This window comes from Nakamurella sp. GG22, from assembly GCF_052976845.2.
Window position 1 is genome coordinate 122151 of record NZ_JBRIIO020000016.1, and the last position, 25321, is coordinate 147471.

General features: G+C 69.8%; 21 protein-coding genes. 11 read left to right on the forward strand and 10 right to left on the reverse strand.

Annotated elements, in window-relative coordinates; translation table 11 throughout:
* Positions 1–27 precede the first annotated feature (27 nt).
* From ACVBEQ_RS16930 to ACVBEQ_RS16945, 4 genes are all read left to right on the forward strand, one after another.
* Positions 28–435 carry a pyridoxamine 5'-phosphate oxidase family protein gene (locus tag ACVBEQ_RS16930; RefSeq protein WP_447154471.1) on the forward strand — a complete coding sequence of 136 codons (408 nt, stop codon included), beginning with the start codon at positions 28–30 and terminating at the stop codon, positions 433–435.
* Between the two features lie 62 nt (positions 436–497).
* The gene (locus ACVBEQ_RS16935; RefSeq protein WP_447154472.1) at positions 498–845 is read left to right on the forward strand and encodes a helix-turn-helix domain-containing protein; all 348 of its coding nucleotides are present in this window, start codon (positions 498–500) and stop codon (positions 843–845) included.
* A gap of 104 nt (positions 846–949) precedes the next feature.
* On the forward strand, positions 950–1216 hold the full coding sequence (locus ACVBEQ_RS16940; protein WP_447154473.1) for a hypothetical protein: 267 nt from the start codon (positions 950–952) through the stop codon (positions 1214–1216).
* A gap of 167 nt (positions 1217–1383) precedes the next feature.
* Entirely contained in the window at positions 1384–1830 is a 447-nt protein-coding gene (locus tag ACVBEQ_RS16945) for a hypothetical protein (RefSeq protein ID WP_473163185.1), read from the forward strand.
* A gap of 16 nt (positions 1831–1846) precedes the next feature.
* Here ACVBEQ_RS16945 and ACVBEQ_RS16950 read toward each other — a convergent pair whose 3' ends face one another.
* The 5 genes from ACVBEQ_RS16950 to ACVBEQ_RS16970 form a co-directional block, all read right to left on the reverse strand.
* Positions 1847–2881 carry a methionine synthase gene (locus ACVBEQ_RS16950; protein WP_447154500.1) on the reverse strand — a complete coding sequence of 345 codons (1035 nt, stop codon included), beginning with the start codon at positions 2879–2881 and terminating at the stop codon, positions 1847–1849.
* Positions 2882–2934: 53 nt separating this feature from the next.
* Positions 2935–4005 (reverse strand): tRNA 2-thiouridine(34) synthase MnmA, encoded by a 1071-nt coding sequence (gene mnmA, locus ACVBEQ_RS16955; RefSeq protein WP_447154475.1) that lies wholly within the window; start codon positions 4003–4005, stop codon positions 2935–2937.
* Between the two features lie 58 nt (positions 4006–4063).
* Positions 4064–5266 (reverse strand): cysteine desulfurase family protein, encoded by a 1203-nt coding sequence (locus ACVBEQ_RS16960; protein ID WP_447154476.1) that lies wholly within the window; start codon positions 5264–5266, stop codon positions 4064–4066.
* 111 nt (positions 5267–5377) lie between these two features.
* Positions 5378–6343 carry an electron transfer flavoprotein subunit alpha/FixB family protein gene (locus ACVBEQ_RS16965; RefSeq protein ID WP_447154477.1) on the reverse strand — a complete coding sequence of 322 codons (966 nt, stop codon included), beginning with the start codon at positions 6341–6343 and terminating at the stop codon, positions 5378–5380.
* A gap of 29 nt (positions 6344–6372) precedes the next feature.
* Positions 6373–7152: an electron transfer flavoprotein subunit beta/FixA family protein gene (locus ACVBEQ_RS16970; RefSeq protein WP_447154478.1), complete on the reverse strand. Its 780-nt coding sequence runs from the start codon at positions 7150–7152 to the stop codon at positions 6373–6375.
* Between the two features lie 178 nt (positions 7153–7330).
* On the opposite strand from ACVBEQ_RS16970, the gene ACVBEQ_RS16975 reads away from it, so the two are divergent.
* Together ACVBEQ_RS16975 and ACVBEQ_RS16980 are read left to right on the forward strand one after the other, a co-directional pair.
* Positions 7331–7537 carry a hypothetical protein gene (locus tag ACVBEQ_RS16975; protein ID WP_447154479.1) on the forward strand — a complete coding sequence of 69 codons (207 nt, stop codon included), beginning with the start codon at positions 7331–7333 and terminating at the stop codon, positions 7535–7537.
* Positions 7534–8496 (forward strand): nucleoside hydrolase, encoded by a 963-nt coding sequence (locus tag ACVBEQ_RS16980; RefSeq protein WP_447154480.1) that lies wholly within the window; start codon positions 7534–7536, stop codon positions 8494–8496. The genes ACVBEQ_RS16975 and ACVBEQ_RS16980 overlap by 4 nt, the downstream gene beginning before the upstream one ends.
* A 42-nt stretch (positions 8497–8538) precedes the next feature.
* Here ACVBEQ_RS16980 and ACVBEQ_RS16985 read toward each other — a convergent pair whose 3' ends face one another.
* The 3 genes from ACVBEQ_RS16985 to ACVBEQ_RS16995 are packed head-to-tail and all read right to left on the reverse strand — an operon-like array spanning position 8539 to position 11883.
* Positions 8539–9018, reverse strand: coding sequence for a nucleoside deaminase (locus ACVBEQ_RS16985; protein ID WP_447154481.1), 480 nt, complete (start codon positions 9016–9018; stop codon positions 8539–8541).
* 48 nt (positions 9019–9066) lie between these two features.
* Positions 9067–10641: a phytoene desaturase family protein gene (locus ACVBEQ_RS16990; protein ID WP_447154482.1), complete on the reverse strand. Its 1575-nt coding sequence runs from the start codon at positions 10639–10641 to the stop codon at positions 9067–9069.
* Positions 10642–10695: 54 nt separating this feature from the next.
* Complete coding sequence (locus ACVBEQ_RS16995) at positions 10696–11883, reverse strand: glycosyltransferase family 4 protein (protein WP_447154483.1); 1188 nt, start codon at positions 11881–11883, stop codon at positions 10696–10698.
* Between the two features lie 9 nt (positions 11884–11892).
* On the opposite strand from ACVBEQ_RS16995, the gene ACVBEQ_RS17000 reads away from it, so the two are divergent.
* A complete protein-coding gene (locus tag ACVBEQ_RS17000) occupies positions 11893–12750 on the forward strand; it encodes a PIG-L deacetylase family protein (protein WP_447154484.1) in 858 nt (285 codons plus the stop codon).
* 4 nt (positions 12751–12754) lie between these two features.
* Here ACVBEQ_RS17000 and ACVBEQ_RS17005 read toward each other — a convergent pair whose 3' ends face one another.
* Positions 12755–13933: a lysylphosphatidylglycerol synthase transmembrane domain-containing protein gene (locus tag ACVBEQ_RS17005; RefSeq protein WP_447154485.1), complete on the reverse strand. Its 1179-nt coding sequence runs from the start codon at positions 13931–13933 to the stop codon at positions 12755–12757.
* A gap of 184 nt (positions 13934–14117) precedes the next feature.
* On the opposite strand from ACVBEQ_RS17005, the gene ACVBEQ_RS17010 reads away from it, so the two are divergent.
* The 4 genes from ACVBEQ_RS17010 (at position 14118) to ACVBEQ_RS17025 (ending at position 23828) form a co-directional block, all read left to right on the forward strand.
* Positions 14118–18017, forward strand: coding sequence for an ABC transporter ATP-binding protein (locus tag ACVBEQ_RS17010; RefSeq protein ID WP_447154486.1), 3900 nt, complete (start codon positions 14118–14120; stop codon positions 18015–18017).
* Positions 18018–18212: 195 nt separating this feature from the next.
* Positions 18213–22238: a multifunctional oxoglutarate decarboxylase/oxoglutarate dehydrogenase thiamine pyrophosphate-binding subunit/dihydrolipoyllysine-residue succinyltransferase subunit gene (locus tag ACVBEQ_RS17015; RefSeq protein WP_447154487.1), complete on the forward strand. Its 4026-nt coding sequence runs from the start codon at positions 18213–18215 to the stop codon at positions 22236–22238.
* A gap of 335 nt (positions 22239–22573) precedes the next feature.
* Positions 22574–23233 carry a DsbA family oxidoreductase gene (locus tag ACVBEQ_RS17020; RefSeq protein WP_447154488.1) on the forward strand — a complete coding sequence of 220 codons (660 nt, stop codon included), beginning with the start codon at positions 22574–22576 and terminating at the stop codon, positions 23231–23233.
* Positions 23234–23339: 106 nt separating this feature from the next.
* Entirely contained in the window at positions 23340–23828 is a 489-nt protein-coding gene (locus tag ACVBEQ_RS17025) for a class F sortase (protein ID WP_447154489.1), read from the forward strand.
* A 63-nt stretch (positions 23829–23891) separates the two neighbouring features.
* On the opposite strand, the gene ACVBEQ_RS17030 is transcribed toward ACVBEQ_RS17025, so the two are convergent.
* Positions 23892–24998, reverse strand: a complete 1107-nt coding sequence (locus ACVBEQ_RS17030; protein ID WP_447154490.1) for an aminotransferase class I/II-fold pyridoxal phosphate-dependent enzyme — start codon at positions 24996–24998, stop codon at positions 23892–23894.
* Between the last annotated feature and the right edge of the window lie 323 nt (positions 24999–25321).

Below are 25321 nucleotides of genomic sequence, written 5' to 3' on the forward strand. Positions count from 1 at the left end.
GCAGAAAGCTCGTGGCACGCTGGCCGGGTGACGATCGATCCGGCGCGGTTGACAGACGACGTGCTCGAATTTCTGACCGAGCGGCACCTGGCAACCCTGACCACCTTGCGGCGTGACGGCTCGCCGCATGTGGTCGCGGTCGGATTCACCTACGATCCGGAAACCCTCACGGTCCGGGTGATCACCGGCGACGGATCGGTGAAAGTCCGTAATGCAGAACGCAAACCGGCTGACGGCACTCCCGGGCGAGCCGCGGTGTGCCAGGTCGACGGGCGCCGCTGGCTGACCCTCGAAGGCACCGCGGCAGTGAGTCGCGACCCGGCCGCCGTTGCCGATGCCGAACGGCGCTACAGCATTCGGTACCGGACACCACGGGTGAATCCGCGACGGGTCGTCCTGACGATCGCCGTCGACCGGATACTCGGGCACGCCTGAGCCGGTCGGGACGACCCCTCGGTGCTTGGTTTACATCGCAGACGGCCCTACCATGGGTCATCATGAACAAGTCGAACGACATGGCAGAGGCTTTCGGCGCATTCGTCAAGGCCCAACGTCAGCTGGCGAACATCTCGCAGCGGCAACTCGCGGCGGCCAGCGGGATGTCCGACTCGTACCTGAGCCAGATCGAGCGCGGCCAGTATAAGCCGTCCGCAGAAGTGTTGCGCGGCATCGCCCAAGCCCTCAGTATCGCGCCGGCCGCCCTCTTCGCCCAATTCGGGTTGCTCGACACCGACGACGACCACACGCCGAAGATCAGCGTCGAAGAGGCCATCCGGCTCGACGAGCATCTCAGCCAGGACAAGAAGGAAGCGCTCCTGCACATGTACCGGACACTGCGCGGCTGATCGGTGCCGGCGTGCGTGGTCTACCAAAGTCTGTGCTTGACACACCGCGCTTTGCTTGGCATACTGGGCACTGACCACCGAACAGCAGCCCGAGAGGAACTCCCATGACCGACTACATCGCAGAAGCCAATAAGGCCACCGAGCAGTACCTGACCGCCCTGGCCAAGAGCCAGGAAGAGTTCGTGAAGGCCGTCGAGACCTTCGTCAAGCAGCTTCCGGCCCTGCCGCAGGCCCCCGTCGCGACCCCCGCCGCCGACCTGCCGAGCGCGGGCGAGGTCACCACGGTGACGTTCGATTTCGCCGAGAAGGTTCTCGCCCAGCACCGGGCCACCACCGACAAGCTGATCTCGGTCCTGGCTCCCAAGAACTGACACGGCCGCTGCAGCATCGCTCGTCTCGACGCCCGGGGGCCTTAGGTCCCTGGGCGTCGTCACATTTTCCTGACATATTCGCCCTAACGGCTAGTTAGCGTGTGAAGCAGTCGGTAGCCGTCTTTCGCACCCGCCGGGCTTACGACAACTCTGAAATGAGCGCAGCAATGGAATCCGAGGTCATTCGCCGGGTCAACGATGTCGTGGACGAGCGCCCGGTCACTCCGCATATCCGGAACACCGCCGGATCCGTCGCCAACGGATCGCACACCAACGGCTCGGGCAGCAACGGCTCGCAGACCAACGGCTTGCAGACCAACGGCCTGCACACCAACGGGTCCAACGGCAGCGGTTCCGGCGGCAGCGGTTCCGGCGGCAGCGGTTCCGGCGGCAGCGGTTCCGGCGGCAGCGGTTCCGGCGGCAGCGGTTCCGGCGGCAGCGGTTCTACCCCGAGCATCGCGGACCGTTTCGCCGATCTGCTGGCACCGCTGAGCAACCGGCGGCGGCGCGGGCTCATCGCGCGGCTCTCCGTCGGCTACTACGAGGGCTGGCGGCCCAGCCGGGCCGAGGTCACGGAATTGGTCGCCGAAGAACTCCGCCGCAGCCCACGCTGATCTCCCGGTAACCCGGCTACCGGCTTTCCGGCAGGTCCGGCAGTGCGTCGGCCAGTTCACGGCATACCTTCATGGCGCGGACCGCCCACTCGCGGTCGGCGCCGGCCAGCCCGCACGTGGGGGTCGGCACCACCGACGCTGCCAACTGCTCCCGCGGAAAGCCGAGGCGGTCCCACGCCTGCAGCAGGGGCGCGGCCCAGTCGAGCACCGGGACATCGGGATTCGCGGGCGCCAGGGACGGCACGACCCCTGCCAGCAGGACAGCGCCGGTCTCCACCGCCTCGCCGATCGGATCCAGCGACGCCGCCGCCGCGGTCAGAGTTGTCACGTCGATCGACAGAGCGTCGAACCCGGCTGCCCGCAGCAGGCGCAGCGGCGCCGCCGGATGGCAGCAGTGTGCGATGGACGGGCGACCGGCAATGCTGCTGGTCACCCGGGACAGCACCTCGATCGCCCGGACCGCCGGTACCGCGCGGACGGTCCCGAAACCACCTGCCGTGCTGAGACTTCCGGCCAGCACCGCCGGCAGGGCGGGTTCGTCGATCTGCACGACGATCCCCGCGCCCGGCACCCGGGCGGCGATCTGTGCGACGTGTGCGGCCAGCCCCTCGGCCAACGACGTCGCCAGGTCATCGACGGCGCCGGAATCGGTCAGCGCCCGGTGCCCGGCCGGCACCTCGAGCATGGCGGCCAGCGTCCACGGCCCGCAGACCTGCACCTTCACCCATTCGGCGCCGGCGAACTGTTGCTCGGCGGCGTCGGAATCCCAGGCCAGGAAGTCGATGGCCCGCCGGACATCCCGTCCCGGCCGTCGCGAGATCCGCCAGCCCGACGGCACGACCTCGGCCGGGATGTCGACCAGCATCCCAATGGCCCGGCCGATCATGTCGGCCCCGACTCCCCGGTCCGGTAGCTCGACCAGGTGCGGCAGCGCCGGCAGCTCGCCGGCGACCATGGCTGCGGATTCGCCCGGCGACGTGCCCGGCATGGAACCGACACCCGTTGCGGCGGTGCGGTTCCAGGTGCGCTTCGGCGGGAACAGCTCGGTCAGCGGCGGCCGCCGGGAGTCCCCCGGCAGCTCGATCCGCGGCAGGCCCTGATCGGTCACGCGGCCCGCACGATCGTTCCGGCACCGATGACGTACTCGTCGGCGGAGTCGTACAGCACCACGGTCTGACCGGGGGCCACCCCGCGAATCGGTTCGTCGAGAATCAAGCGAATCCTTCCGTCTACCAGGTCGGCGGAGCCGCGGACGGTGCCGCCGTGCGCCCGCAGTTGCGCGACGGTGCGCAACGGGAATTGCGGTGGCACTCCACGGGAGAACACCACCCGGTCCGCGGTGATGACGCCGACGTCCAGTCCGGTCGCCGGTCCGACCGTCACGGTTCCGCTCACCGGTTCGATGCCCAGGACGTAACGCGGGCGGCCGTCTGGCGCGGGACGTTGCAGGTTCAGTCCCTTGCGCTGGCCGATGGTGTAGGCGAAGAACCCGTCGTGCTCGGCCAGCACCTCACCGGACTCGGAATCGACGACGGAACCCGTTCGTGCTCCCAGCTTGTCGACCAGGTAGCCGTGCGTGTCACCGTCGGGGATGAAGCAGATGTCGTACGAGTCGGGCTTGGCCGCCACCGCAAATCCCCGGCGGGCCGCCTCGGCCCTGACCTCCTGCTTGGTCATCTCGCCGAGCGGGAACATGCTGTGCGCCAATTGCTCTGCGGTCAGCACCGCCAGCACATAGGACTGGTCCTTCGCGACATCGACCGAGCGGTGCAGGATCCCGTCCTGCAACCGGACGTGGTGGCCGGTCGCGACCGCGTCGAATCCCAGCGCGATGGCCCGGTCCAGCAGCGCGGCGAACTTGATCTTCTCGTTGCAGCGCAGGCACGGGTTGGGGGTCCGGCCTGCGCTGTACTCGGCCAGGAAGTCGGCGACCACGTCCTCGAGGAAGTCCTCGCTGAAGTCCCAGACGTAGTAAGGGATGCCGAGCAGATCGCAGACCCGCCGGGCGTCGAAGGCGTCCTCGACCGTGCAGCAACCCCGGGAGCCGGTCCGCAGCGTCCCCGGATTGCGGGACAGGGCCATGTGCACACCGGTGACGTCGTGGCCGGCGTCGACCGCCAGCGCCGCAGCCACCGCGGAATCGACCCCACCGCTCATCGCGGCCAGCACGCGCATCAGGAACCCGCCCCCGTCACACCCGCCGCGATCGAACCCGACATCGAACCTGCCGCCGTCACCGCCGTCGCGCCCCGGCCAGGGCCGCGCGCCGGGCCCGTTCGACCACCGGCACGAGCACCTCGGCCACTGCCTGCACGTCGGCGGGGGTGGAGGTGTGCCCGAAGGTGAACCGCAGCGCACCCCTGGCCGCCTCTTCGCCGACCCCCATGGCCAGCAGCACGTGGGAGGGCCGCGCGACACCCGCGGTACAGGCGGAGCCGGTCGAGCACTCGATGCCGTTGGCGTCGAGCAGCATCAGCAACGAATCGCCCTCGCAGCCGGGGAACCGCAGGTGAACGTTGCCGGGCAGCCGTGACGGCGCACCGTCGACCAGCGACTGGCCGGGGTCGCCGGACAGTACGACGTCCGGAACCAGAGCCAGCACGGTGCTGATCAAGCCGTCGCGCAGCCCGGTCAGCGTCGCGGCCCGCTCCGCGCGGTGGGTGACGGCGTCCTGCACCGCGACCGCCAGCCCGGCGATCCCGGCGACGTCCAGCGTCCCCGAGCGCACTCCGCGCTCCTGGCCGCCGCCGTGCATCAGCGGCACCACCGCGACCTCGCGACGCAACAGCAGCAGGCCGTTCCCCGTCGGCCCGCCGACCTTGTGGCCGGTGACCGTGAGCGCATCGGCGCCGCATCGGGTGAAGTCGACGGGCAGCTGCCCGAGCGCCTGCACCGCGTCGGTGTGGAAGGGGATGCCGTGCGCGTGGGCCACGTCGGCGAGTTCCCTGATCGGATTGACCGTGCCGACCTCGTTGTTGGCCCACATGACGCTGATCACGGCCACATCCGACGGATTCTCGGCGATCGCCGCCGCAAGCGTGTCCGCGTGGACCCGGCCGAAATCGTCGACCTCGAGCCAACTGACCTCGGCGCCCTCGGTCGCCACCAGGAACTCCACGACGTCCAGCACCGCGTGGTGCTCGACGGCCGCGGCAATGATCCGCCGTCGGGCCGGGTCGGCGGCGCGACGGGCTCGGAAGATGCCCGCCACCGCCAGGTTGTCCGACTCGGTGCCGCCGGAGGTGAACAGGACCTCACTCGGCCGGGCGCCGAGCGAGGCGGCGATGCTCTCCCGGGCCTCTTCCACCCGCCGGCGTGCGGCCCGCCCGGAGGTGTGCAGCGACGACGCGTTGCCGGTCACGGACATGGCCTGCGACATGACTGCAACCACCTCCGGCAGAACCGGGGTGGTGGCGGCATGGTCGAGGTAGGTCATCGTTATCCAGGGTAGGTGCCCCCGTGCTGAGCACCCAATCCGCGGCGGTGCGATCCAGTCCGATCCGTGTGTGCGGCCGCCGTCAGACCGGCTGACGGCGGCCCACCACGCTCAGCTCTTGCGTTCGCGGACGGCTTCCGCCAGCTGCGGCGCGACGGTGAACAGATCGCCGACGACGCCGAAGTCGGCGATCTCGAAGATCGGCGCATCCGCGTCCTTGTTGACCGCGACGATCGTCTTCGAGGTCTGCATGCCCGCCCGGTGCTGGATCGCGCCTGAGATGCCCAGCGCCACGTACAGCTGCGGCGAGACGCTGATGCCGGTCTGACCGATCTGGAACTGATGCGGGTAGTAGCCGGAATCCACCGCTGCGCGTGACGCGCCGACCGCGCCGCCCATGGCGTCGGCGACCTCTTCGACGACCCGGAAGTTCTCGGCCGAACCCACTCCCCGCCCGCCGGACACCACGACGGCGGCGCCGTTGAGCTCCGGGCGGTCGCCGACAGGTTCGGGGTGATCGGCTACGACAACGGCCGACACCGCCGGATCGATGGTCACGTCGAGCGGGATCACCTGCACCGCAGCGGGTGTTGGCGACGGCTCGATGGAGCCCGGCCGGATGGAGATGATCGGCGTACCGACGGCCACCCGGTAGCGGACCGAGTAGGCGCCACCGAACACCGACTGCGTCGCCACGACCACGCCGTCCACCAGGACGACGTCCACGGCGTCGGCCAGCAGCCCGGACTCGAGCCGGACGGCCAGCCGGCCGGAGATCTCCCGGCCCTCGACCGTCGACGCGATCAGGATCGCGGTCGGTGACGCGGCGGCAGCGGCGGCGGCCAGACCGGCCACTGCGGGGGTCACCAGGAATCCGGCGGCCTCGTCGGACTCGGCGGCATAAACGGTGGCCGCTCCGAGTGCGCCGAGATCGCCGGCGAGCGACTCGGCCGTGCCCGGCTTTCCGACGACCACAGCGGCCGGTGTGCCCAGCCGGGCGGCCGCCGTCAGCAGTTCCCCGGTGACCTTGGCGATCGTGCCGTCGTGCTGCTCGACCAGTACCAGTACCTCGGACATGCGTGTGTTTCCTTTCGCTGGTCGAACCGTCAGATGAGCCGTGCGGCGGCCAGATACTCCGCGATCCGGCTGCCGCCGGTGCCGTCGTCGGTGACCTTTTCGCCGGACTGGCGGGGGGGCCTCGGCGCGCCGTCGACCACGACGGTGGAGGCGTTGGCCAGCCCGGTGGTCGAGGGATCGAGACCGAGGTCGCCGATGCCCAGGGTCGCGACCTTCTTCTTCTTCGCGGCCATGATCCCCTTGAACCCGGGATACCGGGGCTCGTTGATCTTCTCGGTCACCGAGATGACGGCCGGCAGGGTCGCGGTGACCTCGCTGTAGCCGCCGTCCTTCACCCGCTCCGCCCGCAGGGAGGTGCCGTCGATGTCCAGGGTGCGGATGGACGTGACCTGCGGCATACCGAGACGTTCGGCCAGCATCGACGGGACCGAACCGGTGCGGCCGTCGGTGGATTCGTTGCCGGTGATGACCAGATCGACCCCGAGCGGGCGGATCGCCGCGGCCAGCGCCGCCGACGTCTGCAGCGCGCACGATCCGGCGAGGCCCTCGTCGGTGATGTGCACCGCTTCGTCGGCGCCCATGGCCAGTGCCTTGCGCAGTGCCTCGGTGGCCCGTTCCGGACCCATCGTGACGACAGTGACGTCACCGCCGTGCTTCTCGACCAGTTGCAACGCCGTCTCGACCCCGCGGGTGTCGATCTCGTCGATCACCGCGTCTGCGGCGTCGCGGTCCAGCGTCCAGTCCGTCTCGCGCAGGGTGCGCTCGGACCACGTGTCCGGCACCTGCTTGATCAACACCGCGATTTTCATCGCCGGATCACCTCTCCATAGGAACTCGTCGGGAGACGAGCGTCGACCGTCCTGGGCTTCGTCGGCCCGGCCGATCCATCATGCCCTGAAGGCAGCGGAAGCCGGGCGATCGATAAGTTACTCGCCAGTAGCTTACGCGGGTTCCGGTCAGGAGCGAAGTGGTGGCAGTCTTAGCCCCATGTCCACCGTGCCGGCGTCCAGCAATGTCATGCTCGTCGCCACCATGCTGGCGTTCTTCTCCCTCTGCATGGTGATCACCTTCCAGGCGCCGCTCGTCTGGTGGGCGATCCCGGTGGCCCTCGCCGCGGTGGTCGCCGTGCTGGGAACCCTGCGGTACCTGCGCCATCGCCGGATGGTGGAGGCGCTGCACGGGGCACGCCTGTGACGCCGGTCCCGGTCATCATCGACTGCGACACCGGCATCGACGACGCCTTCGCGCTGATGTTCGCGGTTCGTTCGCCTGCCATCGATCTGCGAGCGGTGACCTGCGTGGCAGGCAATGCCGCGGTCGACCAGGTGGTCGCGAACACCCGGTACGTGCTCGACGCCGCCGGTGCCGGGGAGATCCCGGTCGCCAGAGGCGCCGCAACCCCACTGTTGGTGGCCGCCGAGGACGCCGGGCACTTCCACGGCGGCGACGGGTTGGGTGGCTTCTCCCGGCCGTCCGACCGGCGGACCTCCCAGCAGTCGGCCGTCGACCTGCTGCGGCACGAATTGCTGTCGGCGGTGGCCAACGGCGAACCGGTGACCCTGGTGGCGACCGCTCCGATGACGAACATCGCGCTGCTGCTGCGCGCCCACCCGGAAGTCGCCGCCGGCATCGAGCGGGTCGTCTTCATGGGCGGGTCGGCGTCGGTGGGCAACGTCACAGCGGTCGCGGAGTTCAACGTCTTTCACGACCCGGAGGCAACGGCCATCGCCCTCGCCGCGATACGCGACCTGGACATTCCGGCGACCATGTACGGACTCGATGTCTTCGACCAGGTCAGGGTCGACCGGGAGCACGCGGCACGGCTGCGGGACCGGTTGGATCCCGCGTGCCAGCTCGCCGGAGCGCTGATCACCCGGCAGTGCGACAAGCTGGACGAGGACTCCGTGACCATCGGCGACGCCGGAACCCTGTGCGCCGTCGTCGATCCCGCGGGCCTGACCACTCACCGGTGGGGCGTACTGGTCGAGACCGGGCACGGCTACACCCGTGGCCAGACGGTGGTCGACCGCCGGGAACCGCCGCTCGATCCGGTCCGCGGGCCACAGACCATCTCACCGACCTGGGTCGACGTCGCGGTTCACGTCGATGCCCGGGGCTACGCCGGGCTGTGGCTGGAGACGCTGACCGGCTGATCGCCGCCCTCCCGTTCAGCGCCCGCGGCCCCGCGCCGGTCGTCAGTCGGCGACGCCGATGTCCTCGTTCCAGAGCGACGGCCGGTCCTCGATGAAGTCCATCATCATCGTCACGCACTGCTCGTCGTCGAGCACCACCACGTCGACACCGCGGGCGCGGAGCAGGTCCTCACCGCCGTAGAACGTCCGGTTCTCGCCGATGATGACGCGCGGGATCTTGTACAGCAGGATCGCGCCCGTGCACATGTCGCAGGGCGAGAGGGTCGTCACCATCGTCGATCTCGCGTAGACGGTGGCCGGAAGCCGACCGGCGTTCTCCAGGCAGTCCGTCTCGCCGTGCCGGATGGCGCTGCCGAGCTGGACCCTCTTGTTCCAGCCGGTCGCCAGTACCCCGCCGTCGACCACCAGGGCGGCGCCGATCGGGATCCCGCCCTCGGCGAGGCCCTGCCGGGCCGCCCGCACCGCCGCGGCAAGAAACTCGACATCGAGCGAATGGCTGTCCGCGACGGGATCCTGGGTCATCTGTCGAACTCCTGTCAGAGTGCGGTTCTCGCGGCGGCGACGATCACGCTACCGCGCAGCCTGTCCGGTCATCTCCATCAGCGCATCGACCGCCGCCAGGCCGCCGAGCCCGGACACCCCACCACCCCGACGGCTGCCGGCGCCGGCGAGCAGAATGCGTGTGCTGCCGGGGATGTCGACGCCGTATCGCTCGGCGGGGGTGTCCGTCGCGAAGCCGTCGGCGAGCCATGGCCAGCTGAGATCGTCGTGGAAGATGTTCCCGCCCGGCATGCCCAGGCTCGTCTCGAGGTCCAGCGGCGAGGCGATGTCCAGGCAGGGCCGGCCGTCGGCATCGCGGGCCAGGCAGTCCAGCAGCGGCTCCGCGAGGTGCTTCTGCAGGGCGATCAGCGCGCCCTCCGCCGCCTTGGCCCTGCTGCCCTCCGGGTCGGCGCGGAACAGGTCGACCGGGGTGTGCAGGCCGAACAGCGTGAGAGTGGCTCCCGGGTAACCGTTCAGGATCGAGGTGTCGGTCAGCGAATGGCAGTACACCTCGGCCGGCACCACCGCCGGCAGGCTGCCGCCGGCCGTGGTCGCGAAGGCGGCCTCCAGGTCCCAGAAGCCCTCCTCGAGATGGACGGTGCCCGCGAACGCCGTCCGCGGATCGACCCCGGAGGCGAGAGCGGGCAACCGGTCCAGCAACATGTTGATCTTGATCTGGGCTCCGGTAGGGATGACCGGCTCCCGCCCGAGCCACCCGTCCACCACCGCCGGCGCGACCGCCGCCAGCAGGTGACCGGCCGGCACGGCCAGCTCCCGACCGCCGGCAGTGCCGTGCACCGTCACTCCGTTGGGCACCTCGTCAACCCCGAGAACATCGACCCCGCAACGGATCTGCACACCGAGCTCGGTCGCCTTCGCCAGCAGCGCGTCGGTCAGCGCACCCATGCCGCCCACCGGCACCAGCCACTCCCCGGTGCCCCGGCCGATGAGGTGGTAGAGGAAGCAGCGGTTCGCCAGCAGTTCCGGGTCGAACAGCGACGTCGACGTCCCGATCAACCCGTCGGTCGCCACCACACCGCGGACCACGTCGTCCTGGAACCGCCGGACGATCATGTCACCCAGCGGTTCCTCGACGATGTCGGCCCAGATCTGTTCGCCCGCAGCGGCTATCACCGCTGCCCGGGCATCGGCCCGGCGCGGCAGCGGGCCGGTCAGCATCGGCTCGAGGGCCTGGGCCATCTGGTGCATCTCGCCGTAGAACTGCTCCCAGCTCCGGAACTCGTCGTCGGAACCGGTGAGCTGCCGGAACGACTCCTCGGTCTCCGGGCCCGGGTGCCGTTCCACCAGCAGGCCACCGGACACGCCGCCGCGCCGCGTCGGGGTGAAGGACGACACGCTGCGGGAGGCGAAGTCCAGGTCGATCCCGAGTCGCCGGATCAGCTGGTCCGGCATCAGCGCGATGAGATACGAGTACCTGCTGACCCTGGCGGGGTGCGGCGGGAACAGGACCTCGCCGACGGTCGCCCCGCCCGGCCGTTCCGAGCGCTCCAGCAGGGTGACCTGCGACCCGGCCCTGGCAGCGAGAATGGCGGCCACCAAGCCGTTGTGGCCACCTCCGACGACCACGACGTCAGCCGTTGTCACTGCTCACCAGCTCCTTCAGAACTCACGCGATGGGTCGTGCGGGGTACCGCTCGATCAGCTGTTCCGCGGCTCCAGGCTGATGGACATCGCCCTGGAGTACTCCTCGTCCACCCGCTCCAGCACCGCCGGCCAGGCCGTCGGCGGCGTACTCGTCCGGTTGTGGTCTGCGATGTCGCGGCGCAGCAGGGAGTTCCGGCTGATCTCCACCAGCGCATCGGTCATCCCGGCATCGTCGTCGGCGAGCAGCCCCTCGCGACGGTCCGCCACGAACTCGGTGATCCCGGTGCCGCGGAACGCCAGCACGGGGAGCCCGGCTGACCGTGCTTCGAGCGCGGCGATGCCGAACGACTCCAGGTAGGCGGGCGCGATGAACAGGTCGGCGTCGCGGTAGATCGCCTTGAGCGCGTCGCGGTCCACCCGCCCGGCCAGCGTCACGGTGTCCTGCATGCCGTGCCGGGACAGGTACCGGCGCATCCGCGGCAGCAGCTTGCCGTCGCCGAAGACGGACAGCCGCAGCGTGGCCTCGGAGCCGAGTCGTTGCTGCGCCGCATCGACCATGGCCAGTAGCGGCAGCGGCCGCTTCCGGACCGAGAGCCGCATGGTGGCGACGGCGTGTACGACGGGCGGACCGGCGAGCCCCGCGGTGCCCGACCCGGTTCCGGTGTCCGGTGCCCACTCGTGCGGGTCGAGCCCGTTCGGCACCACGGTGACCGGCACCCCGGTCTGCTTGCGGAGCGGCGCCGCGGCCGCCTCGCTGACCGCGGTCAGCGCAATGCGCTGCGCGACCTCCGGAACGGTCCACGGCACCAGCCACGACGGCAGCCGGAAGGTCGCCGGGAGACAGTGCACGGTGACCGTGACCGGCAATCCCATGGCCAGCGCGACCCGGACGCCCGCAGCGGCGAACGGCGAGCCGACCCCCGCGTGCACGTGCACGACGTCGAAGCGGCCCGCCCGCAGCGCCTTCTCGATCGGACGCGACGGCATCGGGTTGTTGGCGATCTCCGCCGGGATCGGGATGCCGAAGCGGTGCACCGGCACCGGGAACGTGCGCCCGGCCATCCGGCGCGGCAACGGGGTCGCGGTCAGCACCTCGGGCTCCAGGCCGGCCTGCAGTTGCCGGCGGGTGAGATCGTTGACCTGCATCTCGATACCGCCCAGGCGGGGCACGAAGCAGTCGGAAATGTGCGCGATCCGCACCGCCCACCGCCTCCCGCCGGCCCCGACCGGACCCTGCGACATGCTAGCCCGGTGCCGCACACGGTTCTCTTCTTCCACGCCCATCCCGACGACGAGGCCTTGCTGACCTCGGGAACGATGGCAAAGCTCGCGGCCGAGGGTCATCGGGTGGTGCTGGTGGTGGCGACCGCAGGGGAAGCGGGCCTCTCGGCGGCCGAACTCAGGGCGGACGGAACGCTGGGCGACCGACGGCTCGCCGAGTTGCGCTCTTCCGCCGGTGTCCTGGGGGTCGCCCGGACCGAATTCCTCGGCTACGCCGACTCCGGGCTCGCCGCGCAGCCGTCGCCACCGAGCCCGCCCGGGACGCCGCCGCGCCTCGCCGACGCCGACGTGGACGAGGTCGCCGGACGGCTGGCCGAGATTCTCGTGCAGGAACAGGCGATGGTGCTGACCAGCTACGACGCCGCCGGTGGGTACGGGCACCCGGACCACCTCGCCGTGCACGCCATCGCGGCGCGGGCGGCCGAGATGGCAGGCACACCGACCGTGCTCGAGGCGACCGTTCCACGGGACAGGTTGCTGGCGGTGGCCCGCGCAGTGAACCGGCTGCTGCCGACGTCGCGCAGGATCGATCTCGGTCCGTGGGCGGTCGCCTATTCGCGTTCCGCGGACATCACCCATCGCATCGATGTGCGGGCCCAGGCGCCGCAGCGGCGGGCATCGATGATGGCGCACGCGAGCCAGGCCACCGGTGGACCGCGCACCCTGGGTGTCTTCACCCGGGTGCCCATGCCGTTTTTCCGGATCGCCTTCGGCCGCGAGTGGTACCGGCAGGCCCGCCCGGTCCCGTCACGGGAGGTCCCGTCACGGGCGGTCCCGTCACGGGCGGCAGGGGATCACCGGCTGACCGACATCTTCCAGACGCTCTGAGCGCTCAGCCGGGCGGACCGGGGCTGCCGCTTCCCTTGCCGACCGACCCGCCGGTCGTCGGGGCGACCGCGAGTCCGGCGCCGGTGTCCTCCGCTGCTTCGGCATCGGCGGCTGCGGATCGGAGCGCGGCGATCGGTTTCTTGCCTCGTCCCCAGAACCAGACCAACCAGGCGACGATGCCGAACGGGATCTCGATCACGTGGGTGAAGATCGTGAACAACAGCACGCCACTGGCCGCCTGTGCAGGGTCGGCACCCAGCGCCACCAGCAGCGCGACCGATCCGGCCTCGACCAGACCGAGCCCGCCAGGTGTCACCGCCACCGAGGTCAGCAACCTGCCGAGGGCGAACGCGGCGAGCAGGGTGCCGACGCCGATCACCAGGCCGCAGATGTGCAGGCACAGCCAGAACAACACGAAGTAGACGACGAAATAGCCCAGGGTGCCGAGCGTCATCTGCAGCCAGCCGGTCCGCAGCACGTCGCGCGTCTGGTCGCGCAGGGCGGCGATCGCCGATTCCCAGGCGAGTTCCCGTGGCTTGCGGACGAGCTTCAGCAGACCCTCGGCGAACCGCTGCAGCCCCCGGCCGACAGCGTGCGCGGCCCGGCTGCTGACCATCACCGTGACGAACAGCACCAGCAGCGCAACAAGTGTCAGCACGCCGAACAGCGCCGCGTCCCGGACCGCCGGACTGATGTGCCCGCCCTGCAGCAGCAGCGCGGCGAGACCCACCATCGGGAGCAGGACCTTCCCGGCGGTGGCGAAGATTCCGCCGAGCAGCACCGAGATCCCGATCGCTCCCCTGCCGAAGCCCCACGACCGGCAGATCGCATAGGTCGCACCGATGCCGAGCGCGCCACCGAACGGCAGCGTGTTCGCCACCAGCGACCCGGCGAGGTTCACCGTCAACGCCTGCCGGTGAGTGATACCGGGCAGCGCCCCGGTGATCGTGAAGGTGAAGGCGAACAACGCGCACAACTGCAGGAGTCCGAGCAGCGCCAGCGCGACCGGGTTCAGGGACCGCATCGGCTCGAGGATCTCGGTCCAGCCGACGCCCGCGACCTTGGGCAGACCCCAGATCAGCAGCACCACCGCAAGGACGAGCGAACCGGCGTCGCGCACGATGCGCCACCACACCCGGCTCTGCCGCCACCAGGGACGGGCCGCGGTATCCGTCTGGACCACGCCGTCAGACTGTCACGTCATACCCCCGAACGACTCCGGGAAAATCCCCGACACGACCCGGCAGCGGCCGCCCGGATCGAAGAAGACCCGACCGGGTGACGAACGCCGGTCTGCGGGCTCCGCTCCGTCCCGGCTCCTGCCTGCTCGGCTCCCGCCGTCGGTGTCCGCGTCTACCGTGACAACCGTGCCACCGTCGACGACAACTTCCCCCGGCCTCTCCACCGACGGCCCGGACGGTGGCCCGGTCGACGCCCCGAAAACGCCACCCGGCAGTGCCGGTTCGACCGACCGCCCCCGGTGGCTGCGCCGGCTGTGGGGGTACTGCTGGCGGCACCCGGTGATCACCCTGCTCGCCGGGCTGTCGGCGGTCGGCGGCGTCGGGCTCGGCGCGTTGACCCCGCTGCTGACCCAGATCGCGGTGGACGACGCGACGGCCGGCAGTACGGCGAACCTCGGTTGGGTGATCGCCGCCCTGGTCGCGCTCGCGTTGATCCGGTTCGGATCGTCGTTCCTGCGTCGTTGGGCGGGCGGCCGGCTGTCCCTCGACGTGCAACACGACATGCGGCAGGACGTCTTCGGCGCGTTGCAGCGACTCGACGGCTCCGGGCAGGACCGGCTGCGCACCGGGCAGGTTGTGTCACGCGCGTCCAGTGACCTGCAGATGGTCCAGTCGCTGCTGGCGATGGTGCCGCTGTCCGCCGGTCAGGTGGTGCTGTTCGTCGTGTCGCTGGTGATCATGCTGACGCTGTCGCCCCTGCTGACCCTGATGGCGCTGCTGGTGGTGCCGGCGGTGGTGGTCGTCACCCGGGCCACCCGGACGGTGCTGTTCCCGGCGACCTGGGCGGCCCAGCAATCCGCGGCCGAGGTCGCGGAGATCGTCGAGGAGGACGTCACCGGCGTCCGGGTGGTGAAGGGATTCGGGCAGGAGGACCGCGAGCTCGGGCGGTTGACGGACGGAGCGCGGCGGCTGTTCTCGGACCGGATGCGGGCGGTCCGGCTGACGGCGAAGATCAGCCCCGCCCTGCAGGCGCTGACCGCGCTGGGTCAGGTCGGGGTCCTCGCCCTGGGCGGCTACCTGGCACTGATCGGCACCATCTCGCTCGGCACGTTCCTGGCCTTCACGCTGTACCTCGCGCAACTGGTGGCGCCGACCCGGATGCTGACCATGCTGCTGGTGCTCGGCCAGCAGGCCCGCGCATCGGTCGAGCGCGTGCTGGAGATCGTGGACTCGCTGCCGGTGATCACCGAGCGTCCGGACCCGCTGCCGATGCCGGCCGGCCCGCTCGACGTGCGGTTCGACGGCGTGAGCTTCGGGTATTCCGCCGACGACCCGGTGCTGCGGTCCTTCGACGTGCACGTTCCGGCGGGCTCGACACTGGCGCTGGTGGGGGCGTCCGGATCCGGGAAGTCGACGGTGTCCCTGCTGCTGCCGCGCTTCTACGACCCGCAGGCGGGCACCGTCCTGGTCGGCGGGGTGGACGTGAGGGACCTGGCGATGGCGGATCTGCGGGCCGCGGTCGGGGTCGTCTTCGAGGAGGCGTTCCTGTTCTCCGACACGATCTCCGCGAACATCTCCTACGGCCGCCCGGATGCCACCGAGGCGGAGGTGCGGGCCGCCGCCGTGGGCGCCGAAGCGGCCGAGTTCATCGAGGCGCTGCCCGAGGGGTACGACACGGTGATCGGCGAGCGTGGCCTGACCCTGTCCGGCGGTCAGCGCCAGCGCCTGGCCCTGGCGAGGGCCCTGCTGACCGATCCGCGGGTCCTGCTGCTCGACGACGCCACCAGCGCGGTCGACCCGATCACCGAGGCGGCGATCCACGCCACCCTCAGCCGGGTGACCGCCGACCGGACCACGATCCTGATCGCGCACCGGCGCTCGACCCTCGCGCTGGCCGACCGGATCGCCGTCGTGGTGCGGGGCAGCGTCGTCGACGTCGGAACCCACGACGAGCTGGCCGGGCGGTGCGCGCCGTACCGCGAACTGCTGGGCAGCGAACTGGCGGCGCCGGGCGGCGAAGAGTCCGAACCGGCGGTGCTCCCCCGAGCAGCGGCGCCCGACGCGCGAGCGGCCACGACCGCCCACGCGCCATCCGGTCCCGATGGCATCAGCCCGGAGCTGTGGCCGGCGGCGGCTGCCGAGACGGAATCAGCGGCCGACCGGTCGAAACGGCTTGCGGCGGCTGCCGCGAACAAGGTCGGCGGGCGCGCGGGTGGCGGTGGTGGTGGCTGGACAGGGATGTTCGGAGCCGGTCCGGCCACTCCGGAGTTGATGGCCCAGGTCGACGCGCTGCCGGCCGCGACGGACCAGCCGCGCGAGCAGCCGCCGGACACCCGCAGGTTCTCCCTCGGCCGCACGCTGCGGCCGGTGATGGGGCTGCTCGTCGTCGCGCTGATCCTCGTCGCGGCGGATGCGCTCGCGAACGTGCTGCTGCCGGTGCTGATCCGGTACGGCGTCGACAACGGGGTGTCGGCCGGGTCGACGTCGGTGGTGATGGCCGCCTCCGGGGTCGCGCTGGCCGTGGTGGGCGCCGATTACCTGATCCAGCGGTTCCAGATGCAGGTCGCCGGGCGGGCCGGGGAGAACGTCCTCTACCAGCTCAGGCTCCGCGAGTTCGCCCACCTCCAGCGCCTCGGCCTGGACTACTACGAGCGGGAGATGGCCGGCCGCATCATGACGCGGATGACGACCGACGTCGATGCGTTGTCCAGCTTCCTGCAGACCGGCCTGGTGACATCGGTGGTGTCGCTGGCGACGTTCGTCGGTATCGCGGTCGTGCTGCTGGTGATGGACCTCGGGTTGGCGCTGATTGCGTTCGCCGCGCTGCCGTTCGTCATCGTCGCAACGATCGTCTTCCGGCGGTTCTCGACGAGGGCCTACACCGACGCCCGGGAGAAGGTCAGCATCGTCAACGCGGACCTGCAGGAGAACGTCGCGGGACTGCGGGTGTCGCAGGCCCTCGGCCGGCAGCGCGCCAACGCCGATGGGTTCGCCGCTCGCAGCGACGACTACCGGCGCTCGCGGATGCGCGCCCAGACCGCGATCTCCCTCTACTTCCCGTTCGTCGCGCTGCTGTCCGAACTGGCTGCCGCCGCGGTGCTCGGATCAGGTGTGCTGCGGGTCATCGCCGGCACCATGACGGTCGGCACGCTGATCGCGTTCGTGCTGTACCTGGACTCGTTCTTCCAGCCGATCCAGCAGCTGTCGCAGGTGTTCGACTCGTTCCAGCAGGCCCAGGTCGGGTTGATCCGGATCGGCGAACTGCTCGACACGCCGACGTCGACCCCCGCGGCCCTGCACCCACTGCCGGTGCCCGCACTGGCCGGCGGGATCATCGCGAGCGGAGTCGGCTTCCGGTACTCGACGGCCGACGACGCGGCGGCCCCGGCACTGACCGGGGTGGATGTGCACATCGCGCCGGGCCAGACGGTCGCCGTCGTCGGTGCCACCGGAGCCGGCAAGTCGACCCTGGTCAAGTTGATCGCGCGGTTCTACGACGTGACGACCGGTTCGATCCTCGTCGACGGCGTCGACATCCGGCGCTTCGACATGGGCGCCTACCGCCGCAGGCTCGGGGTGGTGCCGCAGGAACCGCACCTGTTCATCGGCTCGGTTCGCGACAACATCGCCTACGGCCGGCCGGAGGCCACCGATGCAGAGGTCGAGGCCGCGGCCAGGGCCGTCGGTGCCCTCGGGGCTGTTGCCGGGCTGGCCGGAAAGTTCCATCACCCGGTCAACGAGCGTGGTCGGAACCTGTCGGCCGGGCAGCGCCAGCTGATCTCCCTGGCCCGTGCCGAACTGGTCGACCCGGACATCCTGCTGCTGGACGAGGCGACCGCCGCCCTCGATCCGGCCGCCGAGGCCGCCGTCCTGGCCGCCACCGACAGGCTGGCCAAGGGCAGGACGACCGTCGTCGTAGCGCACCGGCTGACGACCGCCGCGCGGGCCGACCGCATCATCGTGATGGAGCGCGGCCGCGTCGCGGAGGTCGGACGGCACGACGAGTTGTTGCGCCGGGGCGGCGCCTACGCGCGGCTCTATGCCGAGGCCGACACCGGCCTGTTGGTCGACTCCGCGACGCCGTGAGCGGCGCCACCCGTCCGTCGTCGGAAACGTTGTCGTGCCGCGCCCTTGGGTACCCGCAAGGGCCACGGACCGGCCGAAACCAGCCGCCGAGCGAGGGATTGTCGCGCAGACCACGCGGCCGCACGACCGTCGCGAGGACAACAGGTTTAGCCTGGATTGACTCATCCCCCAGCACAGAACAGGCGGAAAGCGACCGTGTCGTCAAAAGCCGTGCCCGAATTCGGTCCGAACGATTGGTTCGTCGAGGAGAAGTACCAACAGTTCCTCGCCGACCCGCAGAGCGTCGACCCGATCTGGCGCGACTTCTTCGCCGACTCGGGTTCCGGCATGCGCGGACCCAGTGAGCATGCCGCGGGAGTCAGTGGCAACGGCGCTGGTGGTACGGCCGCAAGCGGCCCGTCGAACGGCACCCCGACAAGCACTGGAACCGGAACCAACGGTTCCGCGTCGAAATCAGCGTCCACCCAGGCAGCAGCGAAGCAGACAGAGAAGGCAGCGACACCTACAGCGATGACCAGTCCCGCCCGTCAATCCGCCAGCGCACCTCCCCCTCCTCCGCCGCCCGTCCGACCCCGAACTGCTGCAGCGCCGTCCACCGGTACAGGGAACAGTCCCACCGGTGCGGGGAACGGCCCCGCCGGTGCGAGCAACGGACCCCTCCGCGGCGGCGACGGAGGCGGCCAGAGCCGCGCCCCCAAGCCACCGGCCGCGGCGACCGCCCCCGCGCCGCCCAAGGCAGGTGGGAAGGAATCGACCGACACCAAGCCGGCCGTCACCCGCCCGGCCCGGCCGACCACCACGGCCACCCCTGACGACATGGTCGCCGCGAAGGCCGCCAAGGCCGCCCAGGCCGCCCACGACGCCGAGGGCACCGGTTTCACCACTACTCCGCTGCGCGGTGTCGCCGGTGTCGTCGTCAAGAACATGACGAGTTCGCTCGAGGTGCCGACGGCCACGTCGGTCCGCGCGGTCCCGGCAAAGCTGATGGCCGACAACCGCATCGTGATCAACAACTTCCTCAAGCGGAACCGCGGCGGCAAGATCTCCTTCACGCACCTGATCGGGTACGCCATCGTCCGAGCACTCGGCGACTATCCGAACATGAACCGGCACTTCGAGGTCGTCGGCGGGAAGCCGTCCTACGTCACGCCGTCGCACGTGAACCTCGGGCTGGCGATCGACCTGCCGGCGAAGGGCGGCGGTCGGAACCTGGTCGTCGTGCCGATCAAGAACGCCGAGACGATGAGCTTCACGCAGTTCTGGAGCGCCTACGAGCAGGTCGTCCGCAAGGCGCGCGCGGGCTCGCTGACTACCGAGGACTACGCGGGCACCACGATCTCGCTGACCAACCCGGGCGGCATCGGCACCAACCACTCGGTGCCCCGGCTGATGACCGGGCAGAGCGCCATCATCGGCGTCGGCTCGCTGGAGTACCCGGCCGAGTTCCAGGGCGCGAGCGACCAGACGCTGTCCGATCTCGGCATCTCCAAGATCATGACGCTGACCTCGACCTACGACCACCGGGTCATCCAGGGCGCGGAATCGGGCGAGTTCCTGCGCCGCATCCACCACCTGCTGATCGGCGAGGACGGCTTCTACGACGACGTCTTCACGTCGCTGCGGCTGCCGTACGAGCCGGTGCGCTGGGTGAAGGACCTCGACGCCGGCCGGCACGGCGCCGTGGACAAGACCGCCCGGGTCCTGGAGATCATCGACGCCTACCGCACCCGCGGTCACCTGATGGCCGACACGGATCCCCTGAACTACCGGCAGCGCCGGCACCCCGACCTCGACGTGCTGTCGCACGGACTCACGCTGTGGGACCTGGATCGCGAGTTCCCGGTCGGCGGGTTCAACGACCAGGAGTTCATGAAGCTCCGCGACGTGCTGGGCGTGCTGCGTGACTCGTACTGCCGCACTGTCGGTGTCGAGTACATGCACATCATGGATCCGGTGCAGCGCAAGTGGATCCAGCAACGGGTCGAGGTCAAGCACGAGAAGCCGCCGGTCGAGGAACAGAAGTACATCCTCGGCAGGCTGAACAGCGCCGAGGCGTTCGAGACGTTCCTGCAGACCAAGTACATCGGGCAGAAGCGCTTCTCGCTGGAGGGCGGCGAGACCGTCATCGCGCTGCTCGACGCGGCCCTGAACAAGGCCGCCGAGTACGGCATGGACGAGGTCGTCATCGGGATGGCGCACCGCGGCCGGCTCAACGTGCTGGCCAACATCGTCGGCAAGCCGTACTCGCAGATCTTCCGCGAGTTCGAGGGCAACATGGACCCCGGCCAGGCGCACGGGTCCGGCGACGTCAAGTACCACCTGGGCGCCGAGGGCAAGTACATCCGGCCGTTCGGCGAGGGTCAGGTCGACGTCACGCTGGTGGCCAATCCCTCCCATCTCGAGGTCGTCGACCCCGTGCTCGAGGGTGTCGCCAGGGCCAAGCAGGACATGCTGAACCTCGGCGAGGAGGGCTTCACGGTCATGCCGGTCGCCCTGCACGGCGACGCCGCGTTCGCCGGCCAGGGAGTCGTCGCCGAGACGCTGAACCTGTCGCTGCTCCGCGGCTACCGCACCGGCGGCACCCTGCACGTGATCATCAACAACCAGGTCGGTTTCACCACGGCACCGGAGATGTCCCGGTCCAGCGAGTACTGCACCGACGTCGCAAAGATGATCCAGGCACCGATCTTCCACGTGAACGGCGACGATCCCGAGGCGGCCGTCTGGGTCGCGCGACTCGCCGTCGAGTACCGGCAGACCTTCGGCCGGGACGTGGTCATCGACATGGTCTGCTACCGCCGGCGCGGTCACAACGAGGGTGACGATCCCTCGATGACGAACCCGCTGATGTACCAGATCATCGACGGCAAGCGTTCGGTCCGGCGGATCTACACCGAGGCGCTCATCGGCCGCGGCGACCTCTCCCCCGAGGACGCCGAAGAGGCGTTGCGCGACTACCACACCCAGCTCGAGCGGGTGTTCAACGAGGTGCGCGAGCTCGAGAAGGGTGTTGCCGCACCGTCTCCGTCGGTCGAGGCCGAACAGCAGATCCCGCCGAAGGTGGAGACCAAGATCTCCGAGACGGTGCTGCACCGGGTGGCCGACGCGGCGGTGCAATTCCCACAGGGCTTCACTCCGCACCCCCGGGTGAAGTCGGTGCTGGACCGCCGGGTGGAGATGTCCCGCAAGGGCGGCATCGACTGGGCCTTCGGCGAGTTGCTCGCTCTCGGGTCGCTGGCGATGGAGGGCCGGTTGGTGCGGCTGTCCGGACAGGACACCCGGCGAGGCACTTTCGTGCAGCGGCATTCCGTGCTGATCGACCACAAGACAGGCGCCGAGTTCCTTCCGCTGCAACACCTCTCGGACGAGCAGGCGCGCGTCCTGATCTACGACTCCGCGCTGACCGAATACGCGGCGCTCGGCTTCGAGTACGGATACTCGGTCGCCAACCGCGACGCGATGGTGATGTGGGAAGCGCAGTTCGGCGACTTCGTCAACGGCGCGCAGTCGGTCATCGACGAATACCTGTCGTCGGGAGAGGCCAAGTGGGGACAGCAGTCCGGCGTCGTGCTGCTGCTGCCGCACGCCCATGAGGGCCAGGGTCCGGACCACACGTCCGGCCGGATCGAGCGGTTCCTGCAGCTGTGCGCCGAGGGCTCGATGACGATCGCCGTGCCGTCGACGCCGGCGAACTACTTCCATCTGCTGCGCCGCCATGTGCTGGACGGTGTGCACCGGCCGATGGTGGTGTTCACCCCGAAGTCCATGCTGCGCAATAAGGCCGCCGTCTCCTCGGTCGAGGACTTCACCGATGGCAAGTTCGAGTCGGTCATCGCCGACGCCTCCGTCGACCCGTCCGCGGTGCGCAAGGTATTGCTGACCAGCGGCAAGCTGTTCTACGAACTGGACGCATACCGGAAGAAGAACAACGTCACCGACACCGCGATCGTCCGGCTGGAGCAGATCTACCCGGTCCCGCGGCGGAAGCTCGGGCACCTGCTCGATGCGTACCCGGAGGTCACCGACTTCCGGTGGGTGCAGGAGGAGCCGGCGAATCAGGGTGCCTGGACGTTCCTCGCCCTGGCTCTGCCCGAGCTGCTGCCCCGGCTCACCGGGCTGAAGCGGTGCTCGCGGCGGGCGATGGCCGCACCGTCGGCAGGGTCGGCCAGGGTGCACGAGGTGGAGCAGGCAGCGGTGATCCGGGCGGCGTTCGCCGACTGAGCCGGCGTTCGCAGACTGAGCCGCAGTCGCCGACTGAGCCGCAGTTTGGCGCCCGGTACGGCGTCTGCCGGGCGGTTGTCGGCTGTCTCCCGCAGGCGCGGCCGCCCCGAGGGGGCGGTGCCGGGGCCGTGCTGGCTGTGTCCCGGGGACGCGGCCGTCCCACGGGCGGAGCCGGCGTCAGGGCGCGGCCACCCCAGCGCTGGGGCTGTGCCGGGGCCGGGGCTGTGCCCGGTTCGGGCACTGCCCGGGTCGGGGCACTCCCGGAGACGGGAATGCGCGCCTGCGGGCAGGGGTTGGCAAGGGTGAAGCAAGTTCTGCGAGTGAAAGGCTCCCGCGTGCGCATCGAGGTTTTCTCCGACGTCGTCTGCCCATGGTGCTACATCGGCAAGCGCCGCCTCGAGGAGGCCTTGTCAGTTTTCCCGCACGCGGACGAGGTCGAGGTGACCTACCGGTCGTTCCAGCTCGACCCGTCGAGCCCGACGACCTCCGATCTGACCCTGACGGAGATGCTGGCGGAGAAGTACGGCCGGTCGCTCGCGCAGGCGGCGGAGATGAATGCCCGGGTCACCGATATCGCCGCGACGGTCGGACTCGATTTCAATCTCGACAAGGCGCGCCCCGCCAACACCTTTCGCGCGCACCGACTGCTGCACTTCGCGGCGTCGAAGGGGCTCGGCAATGAACTCACCGAGCGACTGATGCACGCCTACTTCAACGAAGGTGTCCCGATCGGGGAGCGCGACGAATTGCTGCGCCTTGCGGTCGAGGTGGGTCTGGACGGACCTGAAGCCGCAGCCGTCCTCGACGGCGACGCCTTCGACGAAGAGGTCAGAGCCGATATCGCGCTGGCGCAGGGCTTCGGGGCGACCGGTGTTCCGTTCTTCGTCTTCGACCGCGCGTACGCGATCTCCGGCGCACAGGAGACGGCCGTCTTCGTCGAGGTTCTCGAGACATCTTGGGCAGCAACGCGCTCTGCCGCGGCCAGCAGCCAGTAGACCCACTCGCGGCAGCTGCGCGGATACCGACGTCCGTGCCACCGCCAGAAGTAGTCGCCGGCGACTTCCACCGCAGAGCTCTCCGCGACCGCGGTGAGCCCCTACGGTGGTCGGTGCCGCCCTCCCCATCCCGCAGGGGCGGCCGCCGCCCACAGTCGTCCCCGCGCAGCGACTGCTGCGGCCACGCACGGCGCTGGTGCCCCTCGGCTTACAGGACGACGGCACCATGGAAGTGCCGCCGGACGCCGCATCACTCGGGTGGTTCACGGGAGCGCCGACTCCCGGTGAGCTCGGGCCGGCGGTCATCGTGGGGCATGTGGATTGGGCCGGTGAACTGGGCAGTTTCTACAATCTCGGCGAACTGAAACCGGGTGACGGCATCACCGTCACCCGCGCGGACGGCAGCGATGCGCGCTTCACAGTCACCAAGCGGGGCCAGTACTCGAAGGATGAATTCCCGACTGATGCCGTCTACGCCAACACCGACCACGCCGCACTTCGGCTGATCACCTGCGGCGGCAAGTTCGACCGCGAGACAGGCAACTACCTGGACAACATCATCGTGTTCGCAGACCTGGTGCGGCCGAGCCAGTAATCTCCGAACCGCTGTCACAGCGCCGACCGCACAACACGAATCGAGTGGCCCGTTCTCTCGCAGTCAGCGCGGGAGGTACCCCTCTGCGAACGCCCGAAAAACGGGGAGGGCGGAGTCGATCATCGCCTGAGTGCCGGTCAACGAGATGCGGAAGTAGCCGGGCACTTCGCAGATGGTTCCGGGTAGGACCAACACGCCCCGTTCTGCAAGAGCCCGACAGAACGCGTGATCATCGGCGATGGGTGCCTTCACCCAGAGGTAGAACGTGCCCTGCGGCGAACGCAGCTCGTATCCATAGCCCCGCAGTGCTTCGACGACCAGGTCGCGTTTGCGCTGGATCGCCGGCAGATCGATGGACAGCTGCTCGAGTTCGGCGATGGAGCGCTGCAGCGTCGCGTTCGGGTACAGCCAACCACCCGCGACCTGCGAGACCTCGATGGCATCGCGGACGGATTGCCGGTTCGGGACCGACGGGGAAACGGCCAGCCAACCGATCCGCTCCCCCGGGGTGAGCAGCACCTTGCCATAGCTGTAGGAGATCAACGTGTACGGGTAGTACTCGCTCGGGCTGTGAAACTCGGCGTCGGTGAAGACCAACCGCGAGTACGGCTCGTCGGAGATCAGCCAGATCGGTCGGCCGAACCTGTCGGAAGCATCCGCCAGCAACCCGGCCAGTGATCTGAGGGTGCTGGGCGGGTAGATACGTCCCGTCGGATTGTTGGGCGTGTTCACGATGACGGCGCGCGTCCGCGAACCGATGGCCCCGCCGATCGCGTCGAGGTCGAGGTCGTGGTCATCCGGACGGACCCGCACCTTGACCGGCACAGCTTCGGCGGACAGCAGCATCGGTTCGTACAGGAACCATGGCGGCAGTGAGTAGATCACCTCATCACCCGGATCGAGGACCGCCCGAAACGCAGCGGCGAGTGCACCGAAGGCACCGGGCGTCATGGCAATGTCGTCGGGCTCGAAGGGAAGCCCTCGCCATTCGCGGAGAGCCTGCGCGACGACGGCCCTGGTCGCCGGCTCGGACTGCTTGTAGGCGAACCAGTCCTTGTCCTTGGGTTCGGCGTGTTGTTGGATCGCGCTGACGAATCCCGCCAGCGGCATCTCCTGGGGATTGCCGAATAGCAGATCACTGATACCTCGCAACGACCGCTTTGAGCTCAAGACCTCAATCTGCTCCAGAAGCGGCGCCAGGGCAGCGGCGACGGCCGCAGCTCGGGCCGATGTGGGCGGTCTTCCTGGCATGGGCTGCCTCCTGCCGAACGACGTTGACGACCACTGGTCGTCCGCTTGGGCGATCGTCAGGGTACGACCGCACCGACGGCGCGGCGAGTCAATTCGGCACGTCATGTGCTGCCACGCCTCATGTGCGGAGTTGTTGGGTGGTGTGGTGGTGGGTGTTGCGGCGGGGGGCTCCGGCGCGGCCGCCCCAACCCCCCCCCCCCCCACCCCACCCCCCCCCCCCACCCCAGCACCACCGCCCCCCC

Coding starts and splice junctions, on each gene's coding strand:
- ACVBEQ_RS16975 (WP_447154479.1), top strand. CDS start 7,331: ATGTCCACCGTGCCGGCGTCCAGCAATGTCATGCTCGTCGCCACCATG.
- ACVBEQ_RS16935 (WP_447154472.1), top strand. CDS start 498: ATGAACAAGTCGAACGACATGGCAGAGGCTTTCGGCGCATTCGTCAAG.
- ACVBEQ_RS16945 (WP_473163185.1), top strand. CDS start 1,384: ATGGAATCCGAGGTCATTCGCCGGGTCAACGATGTCGTGGACGAGCGC.
- ACVBEQ_RS16965 (WP_447154477.1), bottom strand. CDS start 6,343: ATGTCCGAGGTACTGGTACTGGTCGAGCAGCACGACGGCACGATCGCC.
- ACVBEQ_RS16960 (WP_447154476.1), bottom strand. CDS start 5,266: ATGACCTACCTCGACCATGCCGCCACCACCCCGGTTCTGCCGGAGGTG.
- ACVBEQ_RS16970 (WP_447154478.1), bottom strand. CDS start 7,152: ATGAAAATCGCGGTGTTGATCAAGCAGGTGCCGGACACGTGGTCCGAG.
- mnmA (WP_447154475.1), bottom strand. CDS start 4,005: ATGCGCGTGCTGGCCGCGATGAGCGGTGGGGTCGATTCCGCGGTGGCT.
- ACVBEQ_RS16940 (WP_447154473.1), top strand. CDS start 950: ATGACCGACTACATCGCAGAAGCCAATAAGGCCACCGAGCAGTACCTG.
- ACVBEQ_RS16995 (WP_447154483.1), bottom strand. CDS start 11,883: ATGTCGCAGGGTCCGGTCGGGGCCGGCGGGAGGCGGTGGGCGGTGCGG.
- ACVBEQ_RS16985 (WP_447154481.1), bottom strand. CDS start 9,018: ATGACCCAGGATCCCGTCGCGGACAGCCATTCGCTCGATGTCGAGTTT.